General features: G+C 68.7%; 21 protein-coding genes and 1 pseudogene. 9 read left to right on the forward strand and 13 right to left on the reverse strand.

What is annotated here, in order from left to right; translation table 11 throughout:
• Positions 1–57: 57 nt before the first annotated feature.
• Positions 58–672 (forward strand): TetR/AcrR family transcriptional regulator, encoded by a 615-nt coding sequence (locus MBA17_RS21685; protein ID WP_238498347.1) that lies wholly within the window; start codon positions 58–60, stop codon positions 670–672.
• Positions 673–876: 204 nt separating this feature from the next.
• Here the strand turns inward: MBA17_RS21685 and MBA17_RS50500 are convergent, their stop codons facing one another.
• Together MBA17_RS50500 and MBA17_RS21695 are read right to left on the reverse strand one after the other, a co-directional pair.
• Positions 877–3,189 (reverse strand): FtsX-like permease family protein, encoded by a 2,313-nt coding sequence (locus tag MBA17_RS50500; RefSeq protein ID WP_238498348.1) that lies wholly within the window; start codon positions 3,187–3,189, stop codon positions 877–879.
• The gene (locus MBA17_RS21695; RefSeq protein ID WP_238498349.1) at positions 3,186–3,893 is read right to left on the reverse strand and encodes an ABC transporter ATP-binding protein; all 708 of its coding nucleotides are present in this window, start codon (positions 3,891–3,893) and stop codon (positions 3,186–3,188) included. Before MBA17_RS21695 ends, MBA17_RS50500 begins: the two co-directional genes overlap by 4 nt.
• A 113-nt stretch (positions 3,894–4,006) precedes the next feature.
• Here MBA17_RS21695 and MBA17_RS21700 point away from each other — a divergent pair, with 113 nt between their 5' ends.
• Together MBA17_RS21700 and MBA17_RS21705 are read left to right on the forward strand one after the other, a co-directional pair.
• Positions 4,007–4,690 carry a response regulator transcription factor gene (locus MBA17_RS21700; protein WP_238498350.1) on the forward strand — a complete coding sequence of 228 codons (684 nt, stop codon included), beginning with the start codon at positions 4,007–4,009 and terminating at the stop codon, positions 4,688–4,690.
• A complete protein-coding gene (locus tag MBA17_RS21705) occupies positions 4,687–6,057 on the forward strand; it encodes an ATP-binding protein (protein WP_238498351.1) in 1,371 nt (456 codons plus the stop codon). Before MBA17_RS21700 ends, MBA17_RS21705 begins: the two co-directional genes overlap by 4 nt.
• Before the next feature lie 54 nt (positions 6,058–6,111).
• Here the strand turns inward: MBA17_RS21705 and MBA17_RS21710 are convergent, their stop codons facing one another.
• Positions 6,112–7,344 carry a serine hydrolase domain-containing protein gene (locus MBA17_RS21710; protein WP_238498352.1) on the reverse strand — a complete coding sequence of 411 codons (1,233 nt, stop codon included), beginning with the start codon at positions 7,342–7,344 and terminating at the stop codon, positions 6,112–6,114.
• A gap of 312 nt (positions 7,345–7,656) precedes the next feature.
• On the opposite strand from MBA17_RS21710, the gene MBA17_RS21715 reads away from it, so the two are divergent.
• Positions 7,657–8,412, forward strand: a complete 756-nt coding sequence (locus MBA17_RS21715; RefSeq protein WP_455432812.1) for a GbsR/MarR family transcriptional regulator — start codon at positions 7,657–7,659, stop codon at positions 8,410–8,412.
• 176 nt (positions 8,413–8,588) lie between these two features.
• Positions 8,589–9,296 (forward strand): Clp protease N-terminal domain-containing protein, encoded by a 708-nt coding sequence (locus tag MBA17_RS21720; protein WP_238498354.1) that lies wholly within the window; start codon positions 8,589–8,591, stop codon positions 9,294–9,296.
• A gap of 258 nt (positions 9,297–9,554) precedes the next feature.
• Here the strand turns inward: MBA17_RS21720 and MBA17_RS21725 are convergent, their stop codons facing one another.
• On the reverse strand, positions 9,555–10,325 hold the full coding sequence (locus MBA17_RS21725) for an SDR family oxidoreductase (protein ID WP_238498355.1): 771 nt from the start codon (positions 10,323–10,325) through the stop codon (positions 9,555–9,557).
• 103 nt (positions 10,326–10,428) lie between these two features.
• Between MBA17_RS21725 and MBA17_RS21730 the strand changes: the two genes are divergently transcribed.
• Complete coding sequence (locus MBA17_RS21730; RefSeq protein WP_238498356.1) at positions 10,429–11,301, forward strand: helix-turn-helix transcriptional regulator; 873 nt, start codon at positions 10,429–10,431, stop codon at positions 11,299–11,301.
• A gap of 13 nt (positions 11,302–11,314) precedes the next feature.
• On the opposite strand, the gene MBA17_RS21735 is transcribed toward MBA17_RS21730, so the two are convergent.
• The 3 genes from MBA17_RS21735 to MBA17_RS21745 all read right to left on the reverse strand — a co-directional run bounded on the left by MBA17_RS21735 (position 11,315) and on the right by MBA17_RS21745 (position 14,824).
• The gene (locus MBA17_RS21735) at positions 11,315–12,850 is read right to left on the reverse strand and encodes a long-chain-fatty-acid--CoA ligase (protein WP_238498357.1); all 1,536 of its coding nucleotides are present in this window, start codon (positions 12,848–12,850) and stop codon (positions 11,315–11,317) included.
• Positions 12,851–12,962: 112 nt separating this feature from the next.
• On the reverse strand, positions 12,963–13,412 hold the full coding sequence (locus tag MBA17_RS21740; RefSeq protein ID WP_238498358.1) for a helix-turn-helix transcriptional regulator: 450 nt from the start codon (positions 13,410–13,412) through the stop codon (positions 12,963–12,965).
• A 746-nt stretch (positions 13,413–14,158) separates the two neighbouring features.
• Positions 14,159–14,824: a choice-of-anchor C family protein gene (locus MBA17_RS21745; protein ID WP_238498359.1), complete on the reverse strand. Its 666-nt coding sequence runs from the start codon at positions 14,822–14,824 to the stop codon at positions 14,159–14,161.
• Positions 14,825–15,051: 227 nt separating this feature from the next.
• Here MBA17_RS21745 and MBA17_RS50505 point away from each other — a divergent pair.
• Positions 15,052–15,201 (forward strand): annotated as a pseudogene (locus tag MBA17_RS50505) (IS30 family transposase); the annotation flags it as partial.
• A gap of 91 nt (positions 15,202–15,292) precedes the next feature.
• Here MBA17_RS50505 and MBA17_RS21750 read toward each other — a convergent pair.
• From MBA17_RS21750 to MBA17_RS21765, 4 genes are all read right to left on the reverse strand, one after another.
• Positions 15,293–15,568 (reverse strand): hypothetical protein, encoded by a 276-nt coding sequence (locus tag MBA17_RS21750; RefSeq protein WP_238498360.1) that lies wholly within the window; start codon positions 15,566–15,568, stop codon positions 15,293–15,295.
• A gap of 170 nt (positions 15,569–15,738) precedes the next feature.
• Complete coding sequence (locus MBA17_RS21755; protein WP_238498361.1) at positions 15,739–15,891, reverse strand: hypothetical protein; 153 nt, start codon at positions 15,889–15,891, stop codon at positions 15,739–15,741.
• 36 nt (positions 15,892–15,927) lie between these two features.
• The gene (gene nhaA, locus MBA17_RS21760; protein WP_238498362.1) at positions 15,928–17,238 is read right to left on the reverse strand and encodes a Na+/H+ antiporter NhaA; all 1,311 of its coding nucleotides are present in this window, start codon (positions 17,236–17,238) and stop codon (positions 15,928–15,930) included.
• Between the two features lie 163 nt (positions 17,239–17,401).
• Positions 17,402–17,962: a TetR/AcrR family transcriptional regulator gene (locus MBA17_RS21765; RefSeq protein ID WP_238498363.1), complete on the reverse strand. Its 561-nt coding sequence runs from the start codon at positions 17,960–17,962 to the stop codon at positions 17,402–17,404.
• An 86-nt stretch (positions 17,963–18,048) separates the two neighbouring features.
• Between MBA17_RS21765 and MBA17_RS21770 the strand changes: the two genes are divergently transcribed.
• Complete coding sequence (locus tag MBA17_RS21770) at positions 18,049–18,453, forward strand: nuclear transport factor 2 family protein (RefSeq protein ID WP_238498364.1); 405 nt, start codon at positions 18,049–18,051, stop codon at positions 18,451–18,453.
• 164 nt (positions 18,454–18,617) lie between these two features.
• Here the strand turns inward: MBA17_RS21770 and MBA17_RS21775 are convergent, their stop codons facing one another.
• Both MBA17_RS21775 and MBA17_RS21780 read right to left on the reverse strand, forming a co-directional pair.
• The gene (locus MBA17_RS21775; protein WP_238498365.1) at positions 18,618–19,790 is read right to left on the reverse strand and encodes a hypothetical protein; all 1,173 of its coding nucleotides are present in this window, start codon (positions 19,788–19,790) and stop codon (positions 18,618–18,620) included.
• Positions 19,791–19,967: 177 nt separating this feature from the next.
• Positions 19,968–20,807, reverse strand: coding sequence for an alpha/beta fold hydrolase (locus tag MBA17_RS21780; protein ID WP_238498366.1), 840 nt, complete (start codon positions 20,805–20,807; stop codon positions 19,968–19,970).
• 241 nt (positions 20,808–21,048) lie between these two features.
• On the opposite strand from MBA17_RS21780, the gene MBA17_RS21785 reads away from it, so the two are divergent.
• Positions 21,049–21,189 carry a hypothetical protein gene (locus MBA17_RS21785; RefSeq protein ID WP_238498367.1) on the forward strand — a complete coding sequence of 47 codons (141 nt, stop codon included), beginning with the start codon at positions 21,049–21,051 and terminating at the stop codon, positions 21,187–21,189.
• The last annotated feature ends 311 nt before the right edge of the window (positions 21,190–21,500 follow it).

Raw genomic sequence — 21,500 nt, forward strand, 5'->3', positions numbered from 1 at the left:
CACCCATACCCCGGAGCCGTCGTGTCGCCACCACCGCAACCGCTCAGCAGAGGTCTCGTGCTGGAAGCCGCGATCCGGGTCGCGGATCGCGGCGGTGTGGAGGCGATCACGATGCGACGGGTGGCGCAGGAACTGGGCGTGGAGGCGATGTCGCTCTACCACCACGTACCGAACAAGGACGCGATCCTCGACGGCGTGGTCGACATGGTGTTCGCGGCGATCAAGCTACCCAGTGCCGAGTGCGACGATTGGCGCGACGCGATCCGTGCGCGCGCCTCCTCCGCGCGTGCGGTCCTGTCGCAGCACAGCTGGGCTCTCGGCCTCATGGACTCCCGTCGCAACCCGGGGCCGGCGACCCTACGTCACCACGACGCCGTCCTCGGTGTCCTCCGGGAGGCGGGGTTCACGCTCCCGATGGCCGCGCACGCTGTCTCGCTCATCGACAGCTACATCGGCGGGTTCGTCCTCCAGGAGGCGAACCTGCCGGTGACGACGCCGGACGACGTCGAGGAAGTGGCCGGCGGCATCCTCGAGCATCTGCCGGTGGACGGGTTGCCGTACCTCACAGAGATGATCGTCGACCATGCCCTGCAGCCGGGCTATGACCACATGAGCGAGTTCGGCTACGGCCTGGACCTGATTCTGGATGCGCTCGAAGCTCGCCGGAGGTAGAGCCCCGATACCGCTACGTGAGACTCACCTTGCCCCTCCTCCAGAAACTCATCGGGAACAAGGCGAACGCGCGCACGTCCGTGCAGCACCGGGTAAGAAAGCTCAGAGAGTGTTGTCGAACCGCCTTTACCCGGCGAGTGCCGGGCACCGGCGGCAGGGGGTGGCCGGTCCACGAGCCGGCCAGAAAGCGGTGGTGACGGGGGTCTACTCGCTGTGCAACGCCTTGGCGCTCGTCAGGCGGGCCGCCGACCACGCCGGGAGTAGCGCGCCGAGGACGGCGATCGTGACGCCCGCGAACGCCAGGAGGACGAGTTGCGGCACGTGCCAGACGTCCTTCATGAAGTCGGGGAAGACGACAGAGCCGACGTTGTCCACCAGGGCGCGGTGCCCGGCCATCCCGAGGGGGATGCCCAGCAGCCCGGAGGCCGCGCCCAGCAACGCCATGGAGGTCGTCGTCATCGCCGTGACCTGCCACGGCGTCATGCCGATCGATTTGAGCATGCCCAGGTCGCGGCGGCGCTCCCTGATGTTCAGCACGACGGTGTTGAAGACGCCCAGCGCCGCCACGAGCGTGAGCAGCACGGTGAACACCGAGGCGAAGCCGACCACCGTGACGGTATCGATGGACTCGCCCTCGTCCGCGTCGATCTCCGCGCGCAGGCCGGGATCGGCGGCCTTGACCGCTTGGGCGTAGGCCTCGGCGTCGATGCCGGCCTTGAGCCGGACCTGATAGAGGTCGGCCGGGATCTGCGGAGCGAGCGTCTCCAGCGTCTCCCACAAGGACCAGATGAAGCGAGGGCCACCCTCCATGACCTCGCCGACGATGCTCGCCCGCGCCTGTTCGCCCTTCGACTCCAGGGTGATCTGGTCGCCGACCTTCAGCCCACGCTGAGACAGGAAGGCGGGCGGGACGACGACTTCGCCCGGCCCTTCCAGCCAGCGCCCGCTGACGATCTGGGCGGCCATGCTCGGGGTGTCACCCCGCAGGAAGTGCACATCGAGCGCCTGCCGCTGTCCGGTCAGATGCACGCCCAGGAAGACGCCGGGAGTGACCGTGAGGGTGCCGGGAAGGGAGCGAAGCATCGCCTCGGCCTGCGGATCGTTCAGCGTACGCATGGGCCCCATCCCCGGTCTGCCGGCGCGTACGAAGAACTCGGTGGCCTTCCCGCTGCCGCCGCCGGCCTCGCTGAAGGCGAGGATCGTGCTGGTCAGGCCGGTGGAGAGGGTCACCGTGGTCACTCCGAGCACGATGGCGCCCATGGTCATGAGCGAACGTCCGGGGCGGGCGAACGGCTGCGCCAGGCCGAGGCTGACCGAACGTGGCAGCCGGGTCGCACTGAGCAGGCGCTGCATCCGCAGGCCGCGCGTGGCGCGTGGCGCGCTGCCCGCGCTGATCGCCGGCGCGGCGGGCAGCCGGTGCGCCCGAAGGGCGGGGAGCAGCGCGGCGAGTACGGCGAGGGCAGGCATGCCGAGGAGGCAGACGACCGGCACCCAGGCACCGACGGCGATGGTGGCGGTGCCGGTCTCGATCCCCGCGAAGGCGGTCTCGAGCACGGGCACCGTGAGCAGGCCGCCGAGCGCGGTGCCCAGGACGCCGCCCGTTACGGCGGGCAGGCAGACCAACACCAGGTAGACCGCGACCACCTGGTTGGGCGTGAAGCCCAGGGCCTTGAGCACGCCGATGTGCCGGAAGCCCGAGATGACCGCGCCGCTGATCACGTTGCCGACGATCAGGACGGAGACGATCAGCCCGAGAACGCCGAAGACCGTCATGAAAGGCAGGTAGTCGTCGCTCGGCCCGGAGAAGGCCGCCTTGATGGACAGATAGGAGCGGGAGGCGTCCAGTGATCCCTGGGGCAGCTTCGCGGTAACGCCGGCCAGGCTCGCACGCACCCGCTCCTCTGTCGCGGCGGAGGAGAACCGGTAGAGCATCTGGCCGGCCGGCGGCTTGACCTTGGCCAGTCGCTCGGGCACGACCCAGGCCCCCGCGGACTGGCTCATGCTGGTGGCGAAGCCGACGACGGTGAGCGACCCGCCCCCGGGGAGTTCGAGCTTCGAGCCCAGGGCTCCGGGCTTGGGCGGGACGTTGAAACGCTGGTTGATCGCGATCTCGCCGGGGGCGGTGGGCCAGCGCCCGTGCACGATCTCGACGCGGTCCACCGCGCCCCCGGGATCGGCCCTGCCCACCACCGTGAGCGGGCCCGCGGGGACGGCTCGCGCGCCCTTGGGGACGGCGATCACCATCTGGTCGAACGGGCCTGCCGCGGCTTCGACGCCCGGCAGGCGCGCGGTCTCCTCCAGTTGCGCGCGCGTGACCTTCGAGGAGTCGAAGGAGGCGACCACGTGGGCGCCGTTCTGCTCGCCGAATGCCTCGTCGAAGGGGGAGGCGGCGGCGTCGAGCAGCCCCAGCGCGAGCATGGCCGTGGTGGCCGAGCAGAGCACGACCAGCCCGATCACGGCCGTCTGGAGCCTGCGCCGCCATGCCGCCGCGCGAGCGGCTCGCCACACCGCGCTCACGGGGTCGGCTCCAGCGTGCTCTCGCGCACCACCTGGCCGTCGGCGAACTCGATCAGGCGGGTGGCGCAGCGGGCGGCCAGGCGTGGGTCGTGGGTGACGATCAGCAGGGTGTGGCCGAGCCTGTTGAGGTCGTTCAGCAGGTTCGTCACCTGTTCGCCCGAGTGGCTGTCCAAGGCGCCGGTCGGTTCGTCGGCCAGCAGCAGGGGCGGGCGGTTCATCAGGGCTCTGGCCACGGCGACGCGTTGCCGCTCGCCACCGCTCAGCGTCGCCGGATAGCTGTCCGCGCGGTGGGCCACGCCGAGCTCCTCGAGAAGTTCGTGGGCACGCTTGCGCGCCTGCCGGCCGGAGGTCCCTGCCAGTTGTGCGGCCAGGGCGACGTTGTCCAAGGCGGGAAGGTCGTCGATGAGGTTGAAGAACTGGAAGATCATGCCGATGTTCCGGCGCCGGAACAGGGCCAGCCCGGTCTCGTTCATGGCGCCCAGGTCCTCACCCTGGACCACGATGCTCCCCGAGGTCGGACGGTCCAGGCCGGCGACCATGTTGAGCAGGGTCGACTTGCCGCAACCCGAGGGGCCCATCACCGCGACCGACTCCCCGGGGTGGATCCGCAGTGATACGCCGTTCAGCGCCGCAGCGTCGCCGTACTTCTTGCGCAGGCCGTCGACCCGCACGACGGGCTCTTGCGTGATGGTGTCTGCAGTCATGGCTGGCCAGCGTGGCCCGCCAGGGCGAGAGCCCAGTGTGAGCCGGGGAAGAGGACGGTAAGAAAGGTCACTGCCGGCCGCGACGAAAGCGGCGATACTGGCACGATTCGCAGGTGACGTACACCGTGCTGCTCGCTGAGGACGACGGGCCCATCCGGAAGTCTCTGGGACGTGCCCTCCATCTGGAGGGGTACCGGGTGATCGCCGTACCTGACGGGGTGCAGACATTGGCCGCCGCGCACCGCGAGCGCCCTGACGTGCTGGTGCTGGATGTGATGATGCCCGGCGTCGATGGACTGGGCGTGTGCCGGGTGCTGCGCGCCGAGGGCGACCGTACGCCGATTCTGATGCTCACCGCCCGGGTCGAGACCTCCGACCGGGTCGCCGGCCTGGACGCCGGGGCGGACGACTACATGGCCAAACCGTTCGAGATCGAGGAGTTGTTCGCCCGCCTGCGCGCGCTGCTGCGCCGTACAGGTCCCGGTGGGGGACACAACGGCGTGCTTCAGATCGCCGACCTGCGCGTGGATCCCGACGCCAGGCGCGCCTGGCGCGGCGCGCGGGAGCTCGCCCTGTCGCGCACCGAGTTCGACCTGCTGGAACTGCTGGCCCGCAACGAGGGCATCGTTCTCGGACACTCCACCGTCTACGAGCGCATCTGGGGTTACGACTTCGGCCCGGGGTCGAAGAACCTCACCGTCTACATCGGCTACCTGCGCCGCAAGCTCGATCCGCTCGGGCATCCGCCGCTGATCCACACCGTGCGCGGGGTCGGCTACACGCTGAGGCGGCCATGACGCGGCGCAGCCTGCGCACCACCGTGGCCCTGGCCTTCGCCTGCCTGGTCGCGCTGGCCACGGCGGTGGTCGGCGGGCTCAGCTACGAGACCGCCGCCGGCATGGTGCGCGCCGACGAGGAATCCGTCTTCGCCGGGATCGTCAATGATCTGCGGGTTCAGGTACGGCAGGGCCGGTTCACGGCCGAGGACTTCACCACCGGCGACCCCCGCCAGAACGTCCTGCCCAAGCTGTTGAACGCCACGCGGATCACCGTGCAGGTCATCGGGCCCCAGGGAACCCCGGTCGGTAAGGAACGCCCCGTCCCGCTCCCGTTCGACAGACTCGACCGCGCCCTCGCCCCAGCTCAGCGCGCCGGAGCGGGCAACCAGCGCGAGATCGCCCTCAGCGGGTCCCGCTATCGCACCGCCACGGTGGCGCTCGGCGACGGCCGCGGCGCGATCCGGATCGCCCAGCGGCTCAGCGACACGGAAACCCTCCTGTCGCAGCTCCGGCAGTCCATCATGCTGCTGGCCGGAGCCGTCATCGTCATCGCGGCAGGCGCGGGATGGTGGCTGGCACGCCGGATCACCCGCCGCCTGACGCGGCTGGCCGCCGTCACCGCGGAAGTCGCCGCCACCGGCAGACTGGATCTCGTCGTGCCCGTCACCGGAGACGACGAGATCGGCCGGCTCGGCCATTCCTTCCACGACATGCTCGGTCGGCTCGCCCGCGCCAAACAGGACCAGCGGCGTCTCGTCCACGACGCCGGGCACGAGCTGCGCACCCCGCTGACAAGCCTGCGCACCAACATCGCGATCCTGCGGCGCTTCGGCGAACTTCCGCCCGACGCCCAAGCCGACCTCCTGCACGACCTGGGCCAGGAAGCGCGCGAGCTGACCCATCTGGTCAACGAACTGGTGCAACTGGCGGCCGACGAACTCGACGACGAGGAGCCGGTCGCCCTCCAGCTCGCCGAACTCGCGGAGCACGCCGCCGCCACCGGCCGCCGGCGCACCGGGCGGGACATCCTGGTGCGTGCCACCCCTGCCGTCGTCACCGTACGGCGCGCCGCGCTGCAGCGCGCCCTCGTCAACCTCTTGGACAACGCCGCGAAATTCGACCCTGACGGCACCCAGCCCATCGAACTGATCGCGGACCGCAGCAGGATCGAAGTCCGCGACCGCGGGCCCGGCATCGACGAGGCCGACCTGCGGCGCGTCTTCGACCGCTTCTACCGCGCCGTGGCCACCCGCGCACTCCCCGGATCCGGCCTGGGCCTCGCCATCGTCAACGACGTCGCACTCCGCCACGGCGGCACCCCCTTCGCCGCCAACCGGCCCGGCGGTGGCGCGATCGTCGGCTTCACCCTCGGCGAACGACGATGAGAGATCCGGGCAAGGCTGGAGCGGGCAGTACGCACATGCCGGTACCGCTGATCATCACTGCTTGCGCGTCTGGGAACCGGACGGGCAGAACTCGGCCTGAAGCACATTCTTGATCGTGTCGAGCGAGTTGTAGCGGCCATACCGGTCGATGTTCGTGTTGGTGGCGATCATGCGCGTGGCGTCGCGGGTGCCCATCGAGAAGGAGAACCCGCCGGTGATGGCGCCGCCGACGCCCCAGACCGTCGCGCCGCACGACAGCTTCCACGAAAAGACGCCGAGGCCGTAGGTGGTGTCGGGGATCCACGTGTCCTTCCAGGTGCCGTCCGGCATCTTGACCCCGGTCTCGAGCATGGTGAACATCTCCCGCTGCTGAGCGGGCTGGAGAAGCCGGCCGCGCAGCAGCGCGCCGGTGAATCGGTGGAGATCGCCGACGGTGGAGACCACGCCGCCCGCTGCCCAGGCGGTGGTGGCACTCATCTCGGTCACGTCGTAGATCTCGGCGTCGGATTCGGCCGAGAACAACGTCGAGTAGTGCCGCGGGTGCGGGCCGCGTATCTTCGTCTCCTCGCCCGGCAGGTAGGTCCCGGTCAGGCCCAGCGGGCGGACGATCCGCCGCGAGATCTCGTCGGCGAGCGTCCCGCCGGTCACCTTCTCAATGATCATCCCGGCGAGGATGTAGCCGGTGTTGGTGTACACGAAGCCCTGACCCGGTTCCGGGAAGTAGCGCGGATTGCGCAGGCCGAGCTTCACGAGCTGCTCGGGTGTGTACTTGTCGTAGCGGTGCTCGAAGAACGCGAGGCCGGACAACTCGGCGGCCGCCTCCGGGTCGTTGCCGTAGTTGAAGATCCCGCTGGTGTGGTTGAGCAGGTGCCTGATGGTGATCGTGCTGCCGTCGTTGCCGTTGCCCTGGACCACGCCGGGCAGCCACTTGTCCACGGTGTCGTCAAGGCTCAGCTCGCCCTCGGCCTCCAGCTGCAGAACGACGGTGGCCGTGAACGCCTTGGTGGCGCTCCCGATGCGGAACCGTTCGTGGGGCTGGCGCTTGCGGCCAGTCTTGGTATCGGCCACGCCCGCCGAGCCGTACCACCTGCCGTCGCGGTCGCGGACCTCGGCGACCATGCCCGGAAAACGGCCTTCGGCCACGGCCTGATCGAGCACTTTCTGGACCGCGGCATGGTCAGGGGCATCCGCTGCCGACGCGGATGCCGTGGGGGCCGTCAAGGCGGTCGCCGCCATGGCCGCCGCGGTGAGGAGCAGTCCAGCCTTGGCGGAGGGGGAGGTGGTCATGTCGTTCCTTTCACAGGGGACGGTGGGTGGAGATCTGAGCGCGCTCAGCTGGGAGGACGTCATGAGGGCTTCAGTCGCGACAGTACTCGTTTGCGTTAGAGCAAAAGCTAACTTGCATTTACGAATCAGTCAACACAAAGTGCGGGATTCGACGGTTCTGACTAGGGTTTTCACGATATCTTGCAATGAGAATGAAAGCGAATGCAAGAACGCCCCCGACAAATTTGCAATGAGATGTCTGCGAACGCAATACTGTCCATCAACCCGTAGACGAGTTGGCCAACGAGTCCGAGCAATCAGGAGGCAACACCGATGCCTGGAGGCAGGTTGACCCAGCTGGACCGAAGGCAGATCGCCGAAGGACTGGTCGAAGGGCTCACCTACACCGAGATCGCCGGCCGCTTGGAACGACCGATCTCCACCATCACCAGAGAGGTGATCCGCAACGGCGGCCCCGGCGGCTACCAGGCCGACCAGGCGCATCAGGCGACCGCACAACGTGCTCGACGACGCAGGCCGACCCCGGCCCCGATGTCACCGGCCACCACTCCCGCGCACGGGCGAAACCCCGAAGCGGTCCGCGATCTGGTGGAGAGGTTCATAGCGCTGATGATCAATACGGGGCTGCCGCGGATGAGCGCTCGGGTGCTGACCTGCCTGTACCTCAACGACAGTGGCAGCCTGACGGCCGCCGAGCTGGTCCGGCGCCTCCAGGTCAGCCCGGCGTCCATCTCCAAGGCCGTCGGCGAGCTCGAACAGCAGCAACTGATCAGGCGGGAACGCGACCCCCGCCGGCGGCGCGACCGATACGTCATCGACGCCGACGTCTGGGTCCGCGGCTGGATGACCAGCGCCCGCCATAACGCCATGATGGCGGATTTCGCCCGTGAAGGAGCTGAGGTCCTCGGCGCCGTCACACCCGCCGGCTCCCGGCTGCAGGACATGGGTCAGTTCTTCTGGCACGTCGGCCACGCCATGATCCAGGCGGCCGAGCAATGGCAGAAGGACTCCTCCGCGGGACGAACAACGGCAGGTCAGTACGGCGAAGCGACGCGCGGGAAGCCGTAGGCCGGCCCGGCGTTCACCTCATGATCGTTTGCACGAGACGGCGAGCCTCCTCGATCAGGCGGCTTGAAGACCGTTCCGTTCGCGCGTGTGCCGTCGGCAACCCCCGTCCCGCGCGGTGCGATCCCTTCCGTCAACCTGGAGTTGACGACGCCTGTTCGTCAACCTAGGGTTGACGAATGGACACCCCTCAACTGGACGACCTCATCGACGCGGTCAAGAACCGCCATGCCGACGGCCACGCCCTGGACTTCCTCACCGACGCCGTGGTCGTCGCCGAGCATCTCGGCGAAATGGCCGATCACCTGGTCGGCCATTTCGTGGCCCTGGCCCGGATGCAGGGCGCGTCATGGGCCGAGATCGGGCAGAGCCTGGGCGTCACCAAGCAGGCCGCGCAGAAGCGGTTCGTGCCCAAGACGCCTACCGAGACGGCGGAGGCCGACCTGCGGACCTTCGCCCGCTACACCGCCGAGGCGCGCACCGTGGTGGTGCAGGCCCAGGAGGAGGCCCGCCGGGCGCGGCACGACCACATCGGCGCCGAGCACATCGTCCTCGCGCTCCTCCGGCTGCCCGAGGCGCCCTCGGGCAGGGCCCTGACTGCCCTCGGGGTCTCGCCGGACGCCCTCCGGGAGTCGATCGCCGGCCTGATCGGGCCCCCGGGCGAGACCGCCCCGGCCACCCACATCGCCTTCTCCGAGCAGGGCAGGAAGGTTCTGGAGCTCACCCACGGCGAGGCCCAGCGGCTCGGCCACGACCACATCGGCGCCGAGCACGTGTTGCTCGGCGTCCTGTCCCTCGGCGAGGGCCCGGCCGCCGAGTTCGCACGCCTGGGAGTGACCAAGGAGCGCGTGGAGTCCCAGCTCGCGGGACCGCCCGGCGACGCGTAGGCGCCGGGTAGCCCCCGGTGCATTGCTGCACCGGGGCCCCTCAGAACCGTGCGGCGACCAGTCCGGCGGGACGGCGGGCCACGGGGGCACCGCCACCGAGGGCCCGTGCCGACGACGAAGACAGGCCCGCTCACTGGGCGGTCCATCCGCCGTCGACGGTGACGAGCGCGCCGGTCAGCGTTGGCGGACGGGCCGTACGACGATCTCGTTGACGTCGACGTCGGGTGGCTGCGCGAGGGCAGGTGACGAGCGCGCCGGTCAGCGTTGGCGGACGGGCCGTACGACGATCTCGTTGACGTCGACGTCGGGCGGCTGCGCGAGGGCATAGGAGAGGGCTCCGGCGATGGCGTCCGGCTCGATCGCGTGCGCGCGGTAGGCGCGCATGCCCTGCGCGGCGCCGGGGTCGGTGATGGAATCGGCGAGTTCGGAGGCGACCACCCCCGGGGAGATGGTCGTGACCCGGATCGAGGGATCGGACTCCTGCCGCAGGCCCTCGGTGATCGCCCAGGCGGCGTACTTGGTGGCGCAGTAGACGGCGCTGGTGGGCACGACCTGGTGGGCGCCGATGCTCGCGATCGTGACGAAGTGGCCGCCGCCCTGCGCGGTGAACACCGGCAGGGCCGCGGCGATCCCGTACAGCAGTCCGCGGACGTTCACGTCGATCATCCGGTCCCATTCCTCGACCAGCAGACGGTCCAGCCGCGACAGCGGCATGACCCCGGCGTTGCTCACCAGGGCGTCGACCCGTCCGAAGCGGTCGCGCGCCCCCGCGATGAAGGCGCCGACGTCGGCGCGGTCGGTCACGTCCAGCCGCGCCGGGTGCAGGCCGCCGCCGGAGCGGGCGGCCTCCTGTGCGGTGCGTTCGGCGAGCGCCCGCAGGCGATCGGTCCGCCGCGCACCCGCGACCACGTGGTGTCCTTCGCGCACCAGCCGGGCGGCGATGGCCTCGCCGATGCCGCTGCTGGCCCCGGTGACCAGGACCACCTTGCGGTCGGCCGGGATGTCGACTTCTGATCGGTTAGTTGGCATGACTTCGACCTTGGCCGAGTCGGCCGACGGCTGGAAGGGCGCCGTTCTCCCTGGGAGTGACGCACCCACCCACACGCGCTGACCTGCGACCTAGCATGGTCGCATGACATCCTCCGCACTCGGCGATTACCTCAGGGCCCGGCGGGCGCAGGTCACCCCGGAGTTGGCCGGACTTCCCAGCACCGGGCACCGCAGGGTCCCCGGCCTGCGGCGCGAGGAAGTCGCGGCGCTCACCGCAGTCAGCGTCGACTACTACGTCCGGCTGGAGCAAGGCCGTGAACGGAGCCCATCAGCGCAGGTGGTCGAGGCCTTGGCCGCGGCCCTGCACCTGCCGGAGGACGGCCGCCGGCACCTGTTCCGCATAGCCGGGCTCAGCGCGCGCGAGCGGACCGCCATTGTCAACGATCACGTCGACCCCAGCCTCCTGCAGTTGATGTCCGCCTGGCCGAACAACCCGGCCATCGTCTACAACCGCGCCTACGACGTGCTCGCCTCCAACGCGATCGCCGACGCGCTCTTCCACGACTGGTCGCACTCGCGCAACCTCATGCACGTGGTGTTCACCGAACCCGCCGCCCGAACCTTCTACCGCGACTGGCACGACGTCGCGCGCAACTCGGTGGCCGGCTTCCGGCTCGGCTACGGCGAGGCTCCCGACGACCCGCGGGTACGGCGGGTGCTCACCGAACTACTCGAATCGAGTCCCGAGTTCGCCCGGCTCTGGGCCCGGCACGACGCCCGCGGCAAAGCGCTGGAAAGCAAACGCTTCCACCACCGCCACGTCGGACCGCTGACACTGTCCATGCAGACCTTCGACGTCCGCTCCAGCCCCGGCCAGGAACTCGTCGTCTACCACGCGGAGCCGGGCTCGGCCGGCAGCGAGGCCCTCAACCTCCTCGGCTCCCTCGCCGCCACCTCACCTCACCGCACCGCCCCTGAACGTCCACTCCGAGCCCTCGGTACTGCTGAGACCTGATCGCTGAGTACCCCTAGCGCAGCTCGCGCTTGAGGATCTTGCCGGTCGCCGTCATCGGCAGGCTCTCGCGGAACTCGATGGTCCGCGGGTACTTGTAGGCCGCCATGTTCTCCTTGCACCAGGCGATGAGCTCGTCCTCGCCCACCGTCGCGCCGGGCGCCGGGATGACGTAGGCCTTGACCTCCTCGCCGTGCGAGTCGTGGGGCACGCCGACCACCGCCACCAGCGAGACCGCCGGGTGCGTCATCAGCACCTCCTCGAGCTCGCGCGGGTAGATGTTGAAGCCGCCCCGGATGATCATGTCCTTCGTGCGGTCGATGACGGCGTAGTAGCCGTCCTCGTCGCGGGTGGCGATGTCGCCGGTGCGGAACCAGCCGTCCCGCATGACCTCCTCGGTGGCCTCGGGCCGCCCGTAGTAGCCCTTCATGACGTTGTGCCCGCGGATGGCGATCTCACCGGGGCCCCCGCCCTCGATGGTGTTCCAGCCATCGTCCACCAGCCGCATCTGCACGCCCCAGATGGGGAAGCCGATGCTGCCCGGCTTGGTGGGCCGCCCCGGCTGGTTGAAGCTGGCCACCGGGGAGGTCTCCGACAGGCCGTAGCCCTCCAGGATCGGGATGCCGAAGGTGCCCTCGAAGTCCTTGAGCACCTCGACCGGAGAGGAGGCCCCGCCCGCCACCGCCACCCGCAGCGTCGAGGGCGCCTCGGCCCCGTCGGCGTGGATCTTCGACAGCATCGCCCAGAACATCGTCGGCACCCCGGCGAACATGGTCACCTTCTCCCTGCGCATGAGCTCCAGCGCCTCGCCGGGCTCGAAGCGCGGCTGGAGTACGAGGGTGGCGCGGCGGCGCACGCTCACGTTCATGACCGCGATCTGGCCGAAGGAGTGGAAGAGCGGCAGCACGGTGAGTGTGACGTCGCCGTCGGGGTCGGTGGGGAACATCTCGTCGCTGACGATGGTGTTGGTCAGTATGTTCATGTGGGTCAGCTCGGCGCCCTTGGGCTGACCGGTGGTGCCGGAGGTGTAGAGGATGGCCGCGGTGTCGTCCGGCGCGGTCTGCACCGTCTCGAACTCCCCGGACATGCCGCCCAGCGCCGCCCAGAACGATTCGCCGTGCTCCGACTCGGCGGCCAGCGGCGTGGCGGGCAGGACGAAGAAGAGCTCGCAGCCCTCGGCGGCGTCGAAGGCCTCCCGCCCGCGTGCGCCCATGGGCAGTTCGGGGGAGCCCTCGAAGCAGAAGAACGCCTTGGCGTCGCTGTCGGTCAGGTGGTAGACGATCTCGCGCGGCTGCAGCAGCACGTTGAGCGGGACCACGGTCGCCCCGGCCTTGAGGATGCCGAAGTAGACGAAGGGGAAATAGGGCAGGTTCGGGCAGAGCAGCGCGACCTTGTCGCCCTTGCCGATCCCCCGGGCCACCAGGAGGTTGGCCACCTGGTTCGCAACGGAGTTCACCATGGAGTACGGCAGGCGCAGGTCGCCGAAGACCAGAGCGGTGCGGTCTGGAGCATTGCGGGCGCTGTCATCCAGAATGATCGACAGATTGAGCATCGCGACCCTTTCTCGGCGGTTCGACTACCTGCCCCGGCTGCGTCTCAGGGGACGTTCGTACGTCACAAGGATGCGGCGCCGATGCGGTCAGGGCTTGTACGAACGTGTCGATTCAGGGCAGCCAGTCGATGGCGGCGGCCATCGTGGAGGGCGCGGTCCCGAAGTTGTGCCTGAAGGCCCGGGTGAAATGTGACCCGTCGGTGAATCCGGCGCCGTGGGCGGCCATCGTCAACGACTCTCCTGCGGCCACCAGCCTGATCGCATGCTGCATGCGCTGCCAGCGCACATAGGGTCGCAGTGGAATCCCAACGTGTGCGCTGAACAGATGCGCCAACCGGCTTGGCGACAGGTGCACCGCGTCCGCAACCACGCCCAGACGCACCGGCCCCTCGATCAGGAGAGTGGGGATCACGGCTATCGCCATCTCCACCGCCGGGTGAATCGGGATTACTTCGGCACTACGTTGGCCCGTCCAGTCCTCGACGATCTTCAGGGCGGCCGCGGCCTCGGCGGAGTGTTCATGGCCGTTCGAGGGTTTCGTGAACATGAGCGGCGCTGCCACCCGGCGGTGTCTCGGGCTCGGGCCGGCGTGTGTGAGGTGGGGGAAGGGCGGACCCCAGGTCGAGGCGTTGGCCCCCGCACCTGAATGGGCGAGAAGGGAACGGCCTGGCGAGCTGCCGGGTTCGAGTTGAGCCAGCAGGGCCCCGCGAGCTCCCGTGAGTACGGCGTGGCCGATGTCGGGGGGAATGACCGCGGTCCGGGTGGTCAACCGCCGGCCATGGGCGTCGGCCATGGTGAAGGGCTCTGCGGACACGATCAGGTGGACCGCATGGTGCGCGTGCAGCTGGTTCGTACCGATGGTTCCGCCGTACAGCAGGAGGCCAGGGCGGAGTAAACACCAGCCGCGCCAGAGATGCGACATCACGCCTCCTTCGCCGGATGAGTTCGTCTCAATCTCTGATCGTCGTGGCGGAAGCCCTTTTCGTGAAGGTACTGATCTCGGGCTCCACTCAGCGGCACCGGAGACGCGGATTCACCGCACCCGACTGGACCCGTCTCGGAAACCGCGAAAGATCCGGAAGCCCTGCACAGAGTGCAGTCGTTCAGGTCTTGTCGTCGGTGCATCGCGTGGTCAGCCTCTAGCGTCCTGGGCGGGGTTGTGCTCGGGCGGCCGCGACGATTCGCTCCAGATCCGCCGCGTGTCGCTCGAAGGATCGCAGTCCGTCATGGTCGCCGGTCCCGGCGGGCAACGGTTGCGCCGCCGGGACCTGATGGGTGACCCTGCATCCCACCCTGGAAACAGTCGACTCAGCGGCAGAGGAACACCAGACAATCCCAGACCCTGACGTCATCGATCACCGGGCCGTACGCGGATGCGGGATCGGTCGTGCTGGCGAATTCCAGTGTGGTGGATGAGCTGGAAGGTTTGAAATAGAACCTTTTTGTCACATAGCCCATGTCGGTCGTGGTTTTTCCGGCGGTGTCGAAGGAGAAGCGTTGTGCGACCTCTCCGTTGATGCGCGCCTCACCGGTCTTCACCCTCGGGCCGCTCTCCGGGTTTCCGGCAAGCTGGTAGGTCACCATGTATCTGCGGAGGAGGAATCTAGGGGTGGAGACGGTCTGGTAGACGGCGCCTTGGAAATTGTGCGTTCCGGAGCCATTCAAGTCGACCGACTGCACTCCGTCGGCCGCCTCCCAGAACCCCTCGTGTTTGAGGTCGACGGTGCCTCGCACCGTCCACGCTCCGATGGACTGGCCGGTGGTGAAGATGCGGAAGGTGTTCAGGGGGACCTGCGGAAACTCGAAGCTGCCGTCGGGGACCTGGACGGCGGCGCCGGCGGGGGTGGCCGTGATGACGCCTAGACCGGTCAGCGCGGCGATCAGGGCGGCGCTGCGCGAGATCCGGCGCCACCATCGAGTGGTGCCGGCGGGGCGCGGGGCGGGGGATTTCGTCGGAGTATCCGGAATATCCATGTTAATCCTTTCGGATTTGCGAGTGGTGGCTCTTTCCGATGAAGTATGGCTCTATTGGAGAGCACTTAAACAATCCAAGCGTTCGTCGAAGGGTGAATGGAGTGCGAAAGGTATTTGTTGCGAGAAAGCGGGATTTGGTCTCTCGGCGGATGTAGGCGCGGAACGCAGAGAGCGCCCCTCCCCTTCCGTTCTAGCGGTCGTCGCAACACCCCAGCTTGGGGACTGCGATGGAGTTCCAGATCCGCAAGATCCGGGCCCCTCAGGGGCGGCGGAAGCTGACCCGTGAGCGGGAGGAATACTTCCGCCTTATGGATCAAGGGTTCAGCAGCCGAGAGGCGTGCCGAATCATCGGCATCAACTACCGCACGGGGAAGAGAAGTGCCCCTTGACACCGGCGGCGCACGCATCGGCCCCCGGACACGACAAACGGCCCGGAGGGATGCCTCCGGGCCGCAGATGGTCAGGCGGTTACCTGGTCAGCACCATCAGCGTGAAGAAACCGGTGTACTCGCAGTAGTACGACAGGTAGGTGCCGCTCGCCTTCAGCGCCTTGCCCTTGGCTACGCACTTCGCCTGGGACGAGTAGTCGCCGTACTTGACCCAGGTGGAGGCGGGGGCGACCGAGGTGACAGACGCGGCGGGGGCGGTCGTGGCACTGGCGGGCGCGGCCAGCGCGGAACCCGCCGTCGCCAGGGCGATCGCCGCGAACGAGGTCGCGGCGGCGCGGGTGAGCTTGGTGGACATGAAGCATCCCTTCGGGGGGTCAACTACCGCGGCGGAAAGGTAGATCGTCTCCGCCACGACCGTGATCATAATCACCCCCCGGCAGCCGGCCTCACGCCACCCCCGGTGTCGCCGTACCCTCAGCGCCGCTGACCTTTCGGCCGGCCCTCGCGCGCGGATTGGTGAGCGACTCAGTACCGATGCGTGGGCAGTTCTGGGCGTTCGTCGGTCCAGCCGATCGCCTGGAACGAGGTGGAGACACGCATCTCCGCCTGCCGCCCGTTCGCGAGCTTGGTGGTGTTCGTCCTCACCTCGGCGATGGAGAAGGCCAAGATCCCCATCACGGTCTGAGACTTCGTGATCTCAACTCCGTGCAGGGCCTAGGTGGCCTGGTACAGATCAGGAATGTCGTCGTGGTCCAGGTCGAGGGTCTCTGCCTGGTGGATGCGCAGGTAGACCCGTGCACGCAGCCGCAGGATCACCGTGGCCACCACGGCGGCGGCCAGGGAACCGGCCAGGACGGCGATCTTGACCCGGACGTCGGTGTCGCTGCCGGCGCCGAAGGCCAGTTCCCCGATCAGCAGTGAGACGGTGAACCCGATCCCGGCCAGGATCGACAGCCCGGCCACGTCGATCCAGGCCAGGCCCTCATCCAGAGAGGCGCGGGTAAAGCGGGACACCAGCCAGGTCGCGGTCAGGATGCCGATCGGTTTGCCGGCCAGCAAGCCGATCACGATGCCCAGCGCGACCGGGTCGGTCAGGGCCTCCGCCAGGCCGTCCAGCCCACCGATGCCCACCCCGGCGGCGAAGAAGGCGAAAACGGGTACGGCGACGCCGGCGGAGATCGGCCGGAACCGGTGCTCGAAGTGCTCGGCCAGCCCCGGCCCGGCCTCGGGGCCGCCCCCGCCCGCCCGCTTGCCGCGCAACACCGGCACGGTCAGAGCCAGCGCCACCCCGGCCACGGTGGCGTGCACGCCCGAGGCGTGTACCAGCGCCCAGGTGGCGAAGGCGAGCGGCAGCAGCAGCCACCACGAGCGCACCCGCCGCTGGACCAGTACGGCGAAGGCGGCCAGCGGCACCAGGGCGCCCAGCAGCGGCAGCACCGACAACTGTGCGGTGTAAAAGACGGCGATGATGACGATGGCGATCAGGTCATCCACCACCGCCAGCGTCAGCAGGAACGTCCGCAATGCCGTCGGCAGGAACCGGCCGATCACCGCCAGCACGGCCAGTGCGAAGGCGATGTCGGTGGCGGTGGGAATCGCCCACCCCCGCGCCGCGCCGGCTCCGCCCGCGACCGCCAGATACAGCAGCGCGGGCACGATGACCCCGCCGAGCGCGGCGGCCACCGGCACCGCCGCTCGCCGCACATCACGCAGGTCGCCGGCGACGAACTCGCGTTTGAGTTCCAGGCCGGCGACGAAGAAGAAGATGGCCAGCAGCCCGTCGGCGGCCCAAGTAGCGAGGTCGAGATCCAGGTGCAGCGCGGCCGGCCCGATCCGGATCGCCCGCAGATCCGCATAGGCCTGCGCCCACGGCGAGTTCGCCCACGCCAGCGCCGCGACCGCGCCGGCCAGCAGGAGTATCCCGCCGACGGTCTCCTTGCGCAGGATGTCGGCGATCCGCCGTGCTTCTGGCCAGGTGCCCTTGCTGAGCAGGCCAGGCGTGCGGTGAGGGGTGGTGCCGGGCATGAGGCTCCGCTTCGAGGCAGGGGTCGGGTCGTTTACTTGCCGACCAGACTTCCCGGCGCACCTATGAACAACGTATCAGGAGGGATGAAGAGCCTCAGAGGGGGATCAAGTCCGCACGTGTACACGCAGCCGGGCCGGAGTTCGAGGCGTGGGCGAGCGGCCCTCAGCGGGGGCGGAAGGCGTCCAGGAGCAAGGTCACCGTTCGGTGCCGGAGGTCGTCGGACCAGGCGGTAGCCAGTGCGCCGTGGGTAGCGGCGGCGAGGAGAGCCATGACCTCGTCGAGATGGACGTCGGGGCGGACGGTCCCGGCCTCTTGCGCGGCGTCCAATAGCGTGCCGAAGGTGTGGTCGAGCGCCATGATCTGCTCGCCTGGCTCAATGGACGTGCCCTCCTCGGCAAGGAGGCTCACAACGGCGCCTACCCTGGCCGAGCTTCCGACGAGGAATGTGAAGTAGTCGAAGAACGCGGTTCCGGGGTCACCGTCGGCGACGAGGGCTTCCGCTTTGTCGATGAGGCGCCGCCGCAGATCCTTCATGATCGCGGCGAGGAGGTCGCGTTTGGTGGGGAAGTGGCGGAATATCGTCCCGATGGCGACACCGGCGCGGGCGGCGACCTCCTCGGTGGACGCGGAGGCGCCTCGTTCGGCGAACACCTCTTCGGCGGCGGCGAGGATGCGGGCGCGGTTGCGCCGGGCGTCGGCGCGCATGGGCTTGCTCGGTGTCATTCGTCCACTCGTTGACAAGATGAGTCCGAGACTCATATTTTCAACATGAGTCTTCAACTCATCTTAGTCCACTCCGAAGGGAACCCATGTCCGAGCACACCCCGCGAGACCTCTTCGCCCGCTTCCAGCGCAACGCCCTCGCCGGAGAGGCCGGCCTGGACGAGGAGATGCTGGCCGACAACATCGTTGTGGAGCAGCCATTCGCTCGCGTCGGGCACCGCAGGATCGAGGGCCGCGAGAAGGTCGTGGCCATGACGCGGGCGGGCCGTGAGGCCCTCCCCATCGCGTTCGAGGAATTCCGGGACGTGATGATCCACGAGACTGCCGACCCGGAGGTGATCATCGCCGAGTATCAGATGGTGGCCACGATGCCGGGGAGTGGCACGCGAGCGCAGGCCGCGTTCGTGGTGGTTCTGCGTGCCACGGGCGGGCGCATCGTGCACTGGCGCGAGTACCAGGACCAGGCGGCGATCGCCGAGGCCCTGGCCTGAGTTCTCTGTCATCCGCAGCGGTGTCGGTGAGTACCGGCCCAGCAGGGCGCCCATGCCATGTCCGCGCTCCCCGAGCGCGCCGCCACCGCAGAAATTGACGCGACGATGCCGGGGAACCGGGGTACGCCGTCGTGTTGAAGCGGCCAAGCCCGATGGCGTGCCTACTACCAGTCTCGGACGGATTCCACTCCGGAGACGAGGCTGTCGCGGGCGTCTTCAAGGCTCGGGCCGTGGAGCGCTTCGGCTTCGTTCATGATGTGGTCGAGGGCGCCAAAGAGCTCTTCGCGTTCGACGGTCTCGATGAAGCCCGATCGCTGGTCAAGGCGGTTGAATGCCTCTCCGTAGGCGTACCCGATCTCTTCCATCCGTGTCGATCGGGCGTCGACGGGCTCTTCAGCGAACGCCTCCAGGACCGCCTTCCGCGTCGTCTTGTATTGGGCGACGGCCTTCTTGTACATGGTGGCGCTGATCTGTTCGCGGCCATCCCAGTCGCGCAACGGATTGTTCCGGTTCTCCTCAACCCATTCGGGCTTGCGTGCCCGGTAGATGGACACAGAGGTGCCTGCGGGGACCTCGGGCCGCCAGGTCCTGCGCATCGCCGATGCGTAGTCGGCCGGGATGCCGTAGAGGTCCACCGATTCCAGCTCTGGCACTCGAGTCGGCCTGAGGCGCTCTTCCTCGGTCATCCCGAACAGGTCAACGATGCGGATCCGCCGAAGACGGGTGAGCTGGTTCAGATCGTTCGCGGCGGAGAGCAGGCCGAGACGTCCGTGCAGGTGAAGCCGAGTCAACGCAGGGAAACGCTGGACCAGCTGGGCACAGTCGAGGGAGTCGATGTCCCTGATCGTCAGATGCGTGACCTCTGATCGTGGCGCTGCTGGTCGGCCAAGGAATTCGTTGACCGTCTCGCCGGTGTACTCCGCCTTCCACGGCGCGACCGGGTCCTCGTGGACGCCGCGGTCCCACCGTCGCTGTCGAGCGAGTTGGTCGCCGAGATTCCATTCGGAAGCCCAGCTGTTCGCCTGTCCGTCATGGAGCAGGCGCATCGCTCCGACAACCTTATGACTGCGAGGGAGGCCCCATCCGTGGTTGCAGAAGGACAGCGTCCCGTTCCATGAGTGGTGGGTGAGCAGGAGAGGGGCGACGTCGCCGAGGTCGGCCACGGACGATGGCTCGGAACCGGACCAGTCCAACTCGAGCACCGCCGCCGTCTGTGAATCGGCATCGAGGCGAACAACCTGCGCGGCCGTCCACTCCCCAAGATCCACCGAATGGGCGGCCACCACGTCGCCGACCGTGAGCGGTCTTGGGAGTGTGACCTGCTTCCGAATCGACATGGCACGATCTTAATCAGCGCGAACAGGACACGGGATTCAAGATCGAGACGGGTGCCGGGATGGCGGCCGGTGGGGCGAGGTTGCGGATTCCTTGGCTACTCCCATGGACAACGGCCACCGTTCATGATCTTCCGTACGGCCAAACCCTCCGTAGGCCCGAAGAGGCTCCCGGTGCTTTCACGGCTGGCCCTCGAGGAAGTCCCGGAGGTGGGCGGTTAGGACGGCGGGCTGGTCTTCGGGGATGAGGGTGTAGCTGTCGGCGATCTCGACGAGCTTGGCGTGCGGAAGCAGCTCGGCCAGGCGGCGGCCGTGGGACGGGGGCATCACGCGGTCCTCGCCGGCCCAGGCGATGAGGGCGGGGCGGTCGAAGATGCGAAGCGCCTCGGACCAGGCGAGCAGTTCGGCCTTCGGCGGGGTGCTGAGGACGTACTTGCGCAGGTCGCGGCGGACGTCGGCGGAGCTGAGTACGGGGTGGAACCAAGCGTCCATGATCTCGGGCGGCACAGGCCGCTTGGTCATCCAGCCCCAGGTCACCGGGAGTCGGCGCATCGGCTTCAGACGGAGCAGGTTGAAGGCCAGGGCCAGGCCGCCGGGCAGCCTGGCGGAGGTGACCAGGTTGCTGCCGGGCAGGCCGGGCGGGTAGTTGTCGAAGGCCTCGCAGGAGGTGATGACGAGCCGGCCGATGCGGGCCGCGCGGCCGTCGGCGACAAGGCTCTGTGCGCCGCCCCAGTCATTGAGCACCAGCGTGACATCGCTCAGATCAAGCCGTTCGAGGAACTCGTCCACCAGCCGGGCGACGCCGAGGATCGACAGGTCGGCGTCCGGGCGCATCGGGCGGCGGTGGCCGCCGAGCGGGAGGGTGGGGACGACGCAGCGGTAGTCGTCCCGGAGCCCGGCGACGACGTGGCGCCAGAGCGACCCGTCCATCGCGACGCCGTGCAGCAGGACGACCACCGGGCCGTCGCCGCCGGTGTCCTGGTAGTCGATGGTTCCCGCCGAGAGTTCCAGCTCGGGCATGAAAGGCCCCCTCTTACGCTCGTGACCGGCCGTGCCATACCCCGTGGTGCTGGTGTGCTGAACGAGGTTCAACGCTCAAGCACCGTAACGCACCTGATTTAGGGCAGGGTCCGCCGTCACGGCGGTGGCGGCTGCGGAGGCGTGGAGATTCCATGATCGGACGGCCCCGCTACGGCCTCGGGCTGTACGTGCAGGACGTTGGCCCGGACCGCGAGGCAGCGTCAATGGCTACGGGGCGCTGATGTACAGCACGTCCGACGGCAAGACCCTGACCGCCTCGATTGCCACCGGGGACGCCGCGATCGACCAAGCGCAGGTGTTCCCGAAGGCGCTGGGGAAGCTCCTCAATGAGGTGTTCTGCGGCGGGTGGGCCGCGGGCTGATGGGGCCGAGCCGGCCAGGCATTCCACACCAACTCCAGCCCCCGTCGGTCGCCGGGGATAGGGCGGGGAAGTAGGGCCGGAGCATGCGCGCCACGGGCTCACCAGACCCAGTTCGCTGAGCTCGGCCGGCGGTCAACAGGCGCAGACGCCGGGTGCTCAGTCGCTTCCAGTCGCCGGCGGGGATGAGCCGGGCGGGCTTCGCGCCGATACCGGTTCGGGTTGAGTGAAGACCGTGGGTGCTGTTAGCTTCGCACGGTGGGCGACAGGCGTGCACGGGCGGAGGCGATCGAGGGCTTCGCGGCGACCCTGCG

It is taken from the genome of Dolomitihabitans soli (genome assembly GCF_022213955.1).
Taxonomy (GTDB): Bacteria; Actinomycetota; Actinomycetes; order Streptosporangiales; family Streptosporangiaceae; genus Streptosporangium_A; species Streptosporangium_A soli.

What these genes read in the sequence shown, in the direction of transcription:
- MBA17_RS21695 (WP_238498349.1), bottom strand. Translation starts at nt 3,893, where the DNA reads ATGACTGCAGACACCATCACGCAAGAGCCCGTCGTGCGGGTCGACGGC.
- MBA17_RS21705 (WP_238498351.1), top strand. Translation starts at nt 4,687, where the DNA reads ATGACGCGGCGCAGCCTGCGCACCACCGTGGCCCTGGCCTTCGCCTGC.
- MBA17_RS21710 (WP_238498352.1), bottom strand. Translation starts at nt 7,344, where the DNA reads ATGACCACCTCCCCCTCCGCCAAGGCTGGACTGCTCCTCACCGCGGCG.
- MBA17_RS21715 (WP_455432812.1), top strand. Translation starts at nt 7,657, where the DNA reads ATGCCTGGAGGCAGGTTGACCCAGCTGGACCGAAGGCAGATCGCCGAA.
- MBA17_RS21720 (WP_238498354.1), top strand. Translation starts at nt 8,589, where the DNA reads ATGGACACCCCTCAACTGGACGACCTCATCGACGCGGTCAAGAACCGC.
- MBA17_RS21725 (WP_238498355.1), bottom strand. Translation starts at nt 10,325, where the DNA reads ATGCCAACTAACCGATCAGAAGTCGACATCCCGGCCGACCGCAAGGTG.
- MBA17_RS21730 (WP_238498356.1), top strand. Translation starts at nt 10,429, where the DNA reads ATGACATCCTCCGCACTCGGCGATTACCTCAGGGCCCGGCGGGCGCAG.
- MBA17_RS21735 (WP_238498357.1), bottom strand. Translation starts at nt 12,850, where the DNA reads ATGCTCAATCTGTCGATCATTCTGGATGACAGCGCCCGCAATGCTCCA.
- MBA17_RS21745 (WP_238498359.1), bottom strand. Translation starts at nt 14,824, where the DNA reads ATGGATATTCCGGATACTCCGACGAAATCCCCCGCCCCGCGCCCCGCC.
- MBA17_RS21750 (WP_238498360.1), bottom strand. Translation starts at nt 15,568, where the DNA reads ATGTCCACCAAGCTCACCCGCGCCGCCGCGACCTCGTTCGCGGCGATC.
- nhaA (WP_238498362.1), bottom strand. Translation starts at nt 17,238, where the DNA reads ATGCCCGGCACCACCCCTCACCGCACGCCTGGCCTGCTCAGCAAGGGC.
- MBA17_RS21765 (WP_238498363.1), bottom strand. Translation starts at nt 17,962, where the DNA reads ATGACACCGAGCAAGCCCATGCGCGCCGACGCCCGGCGCAACCGCGCC.
- MBA17_RS21770 (WP_238498364.1), top strand. Translation starts at nt 18,049, where the DNA reads ATGTCCGAGCACACCCCGCGAGACCTCTTCGCCCGCTTCCAGCGCAAC.
- MBA17_RS21775 (WP_238498365.1), bottom strand. Translation starts at nt 19,790, where the DNA reads ATGTCGATTCGGAAGCAGGTCACACTCCCAAGACCGCTCACGGTCGGC.
- MBA17_RS21780 (WP_238498366.1), bottom strand. Translation starts at nt 20,807, where the DNA reads ATGCCCGAGCTGGAACTCTCGGCGGGAACCATCGACTACCAGGACACC.
- MBA17_RS21785 (WP_238498367.1), top strand. Translation starts at nt 21,049, where the DNA reads ATGTACAGCACGTCCGACGGCAAGACCCTGACCGCCTCGATTGCCACC.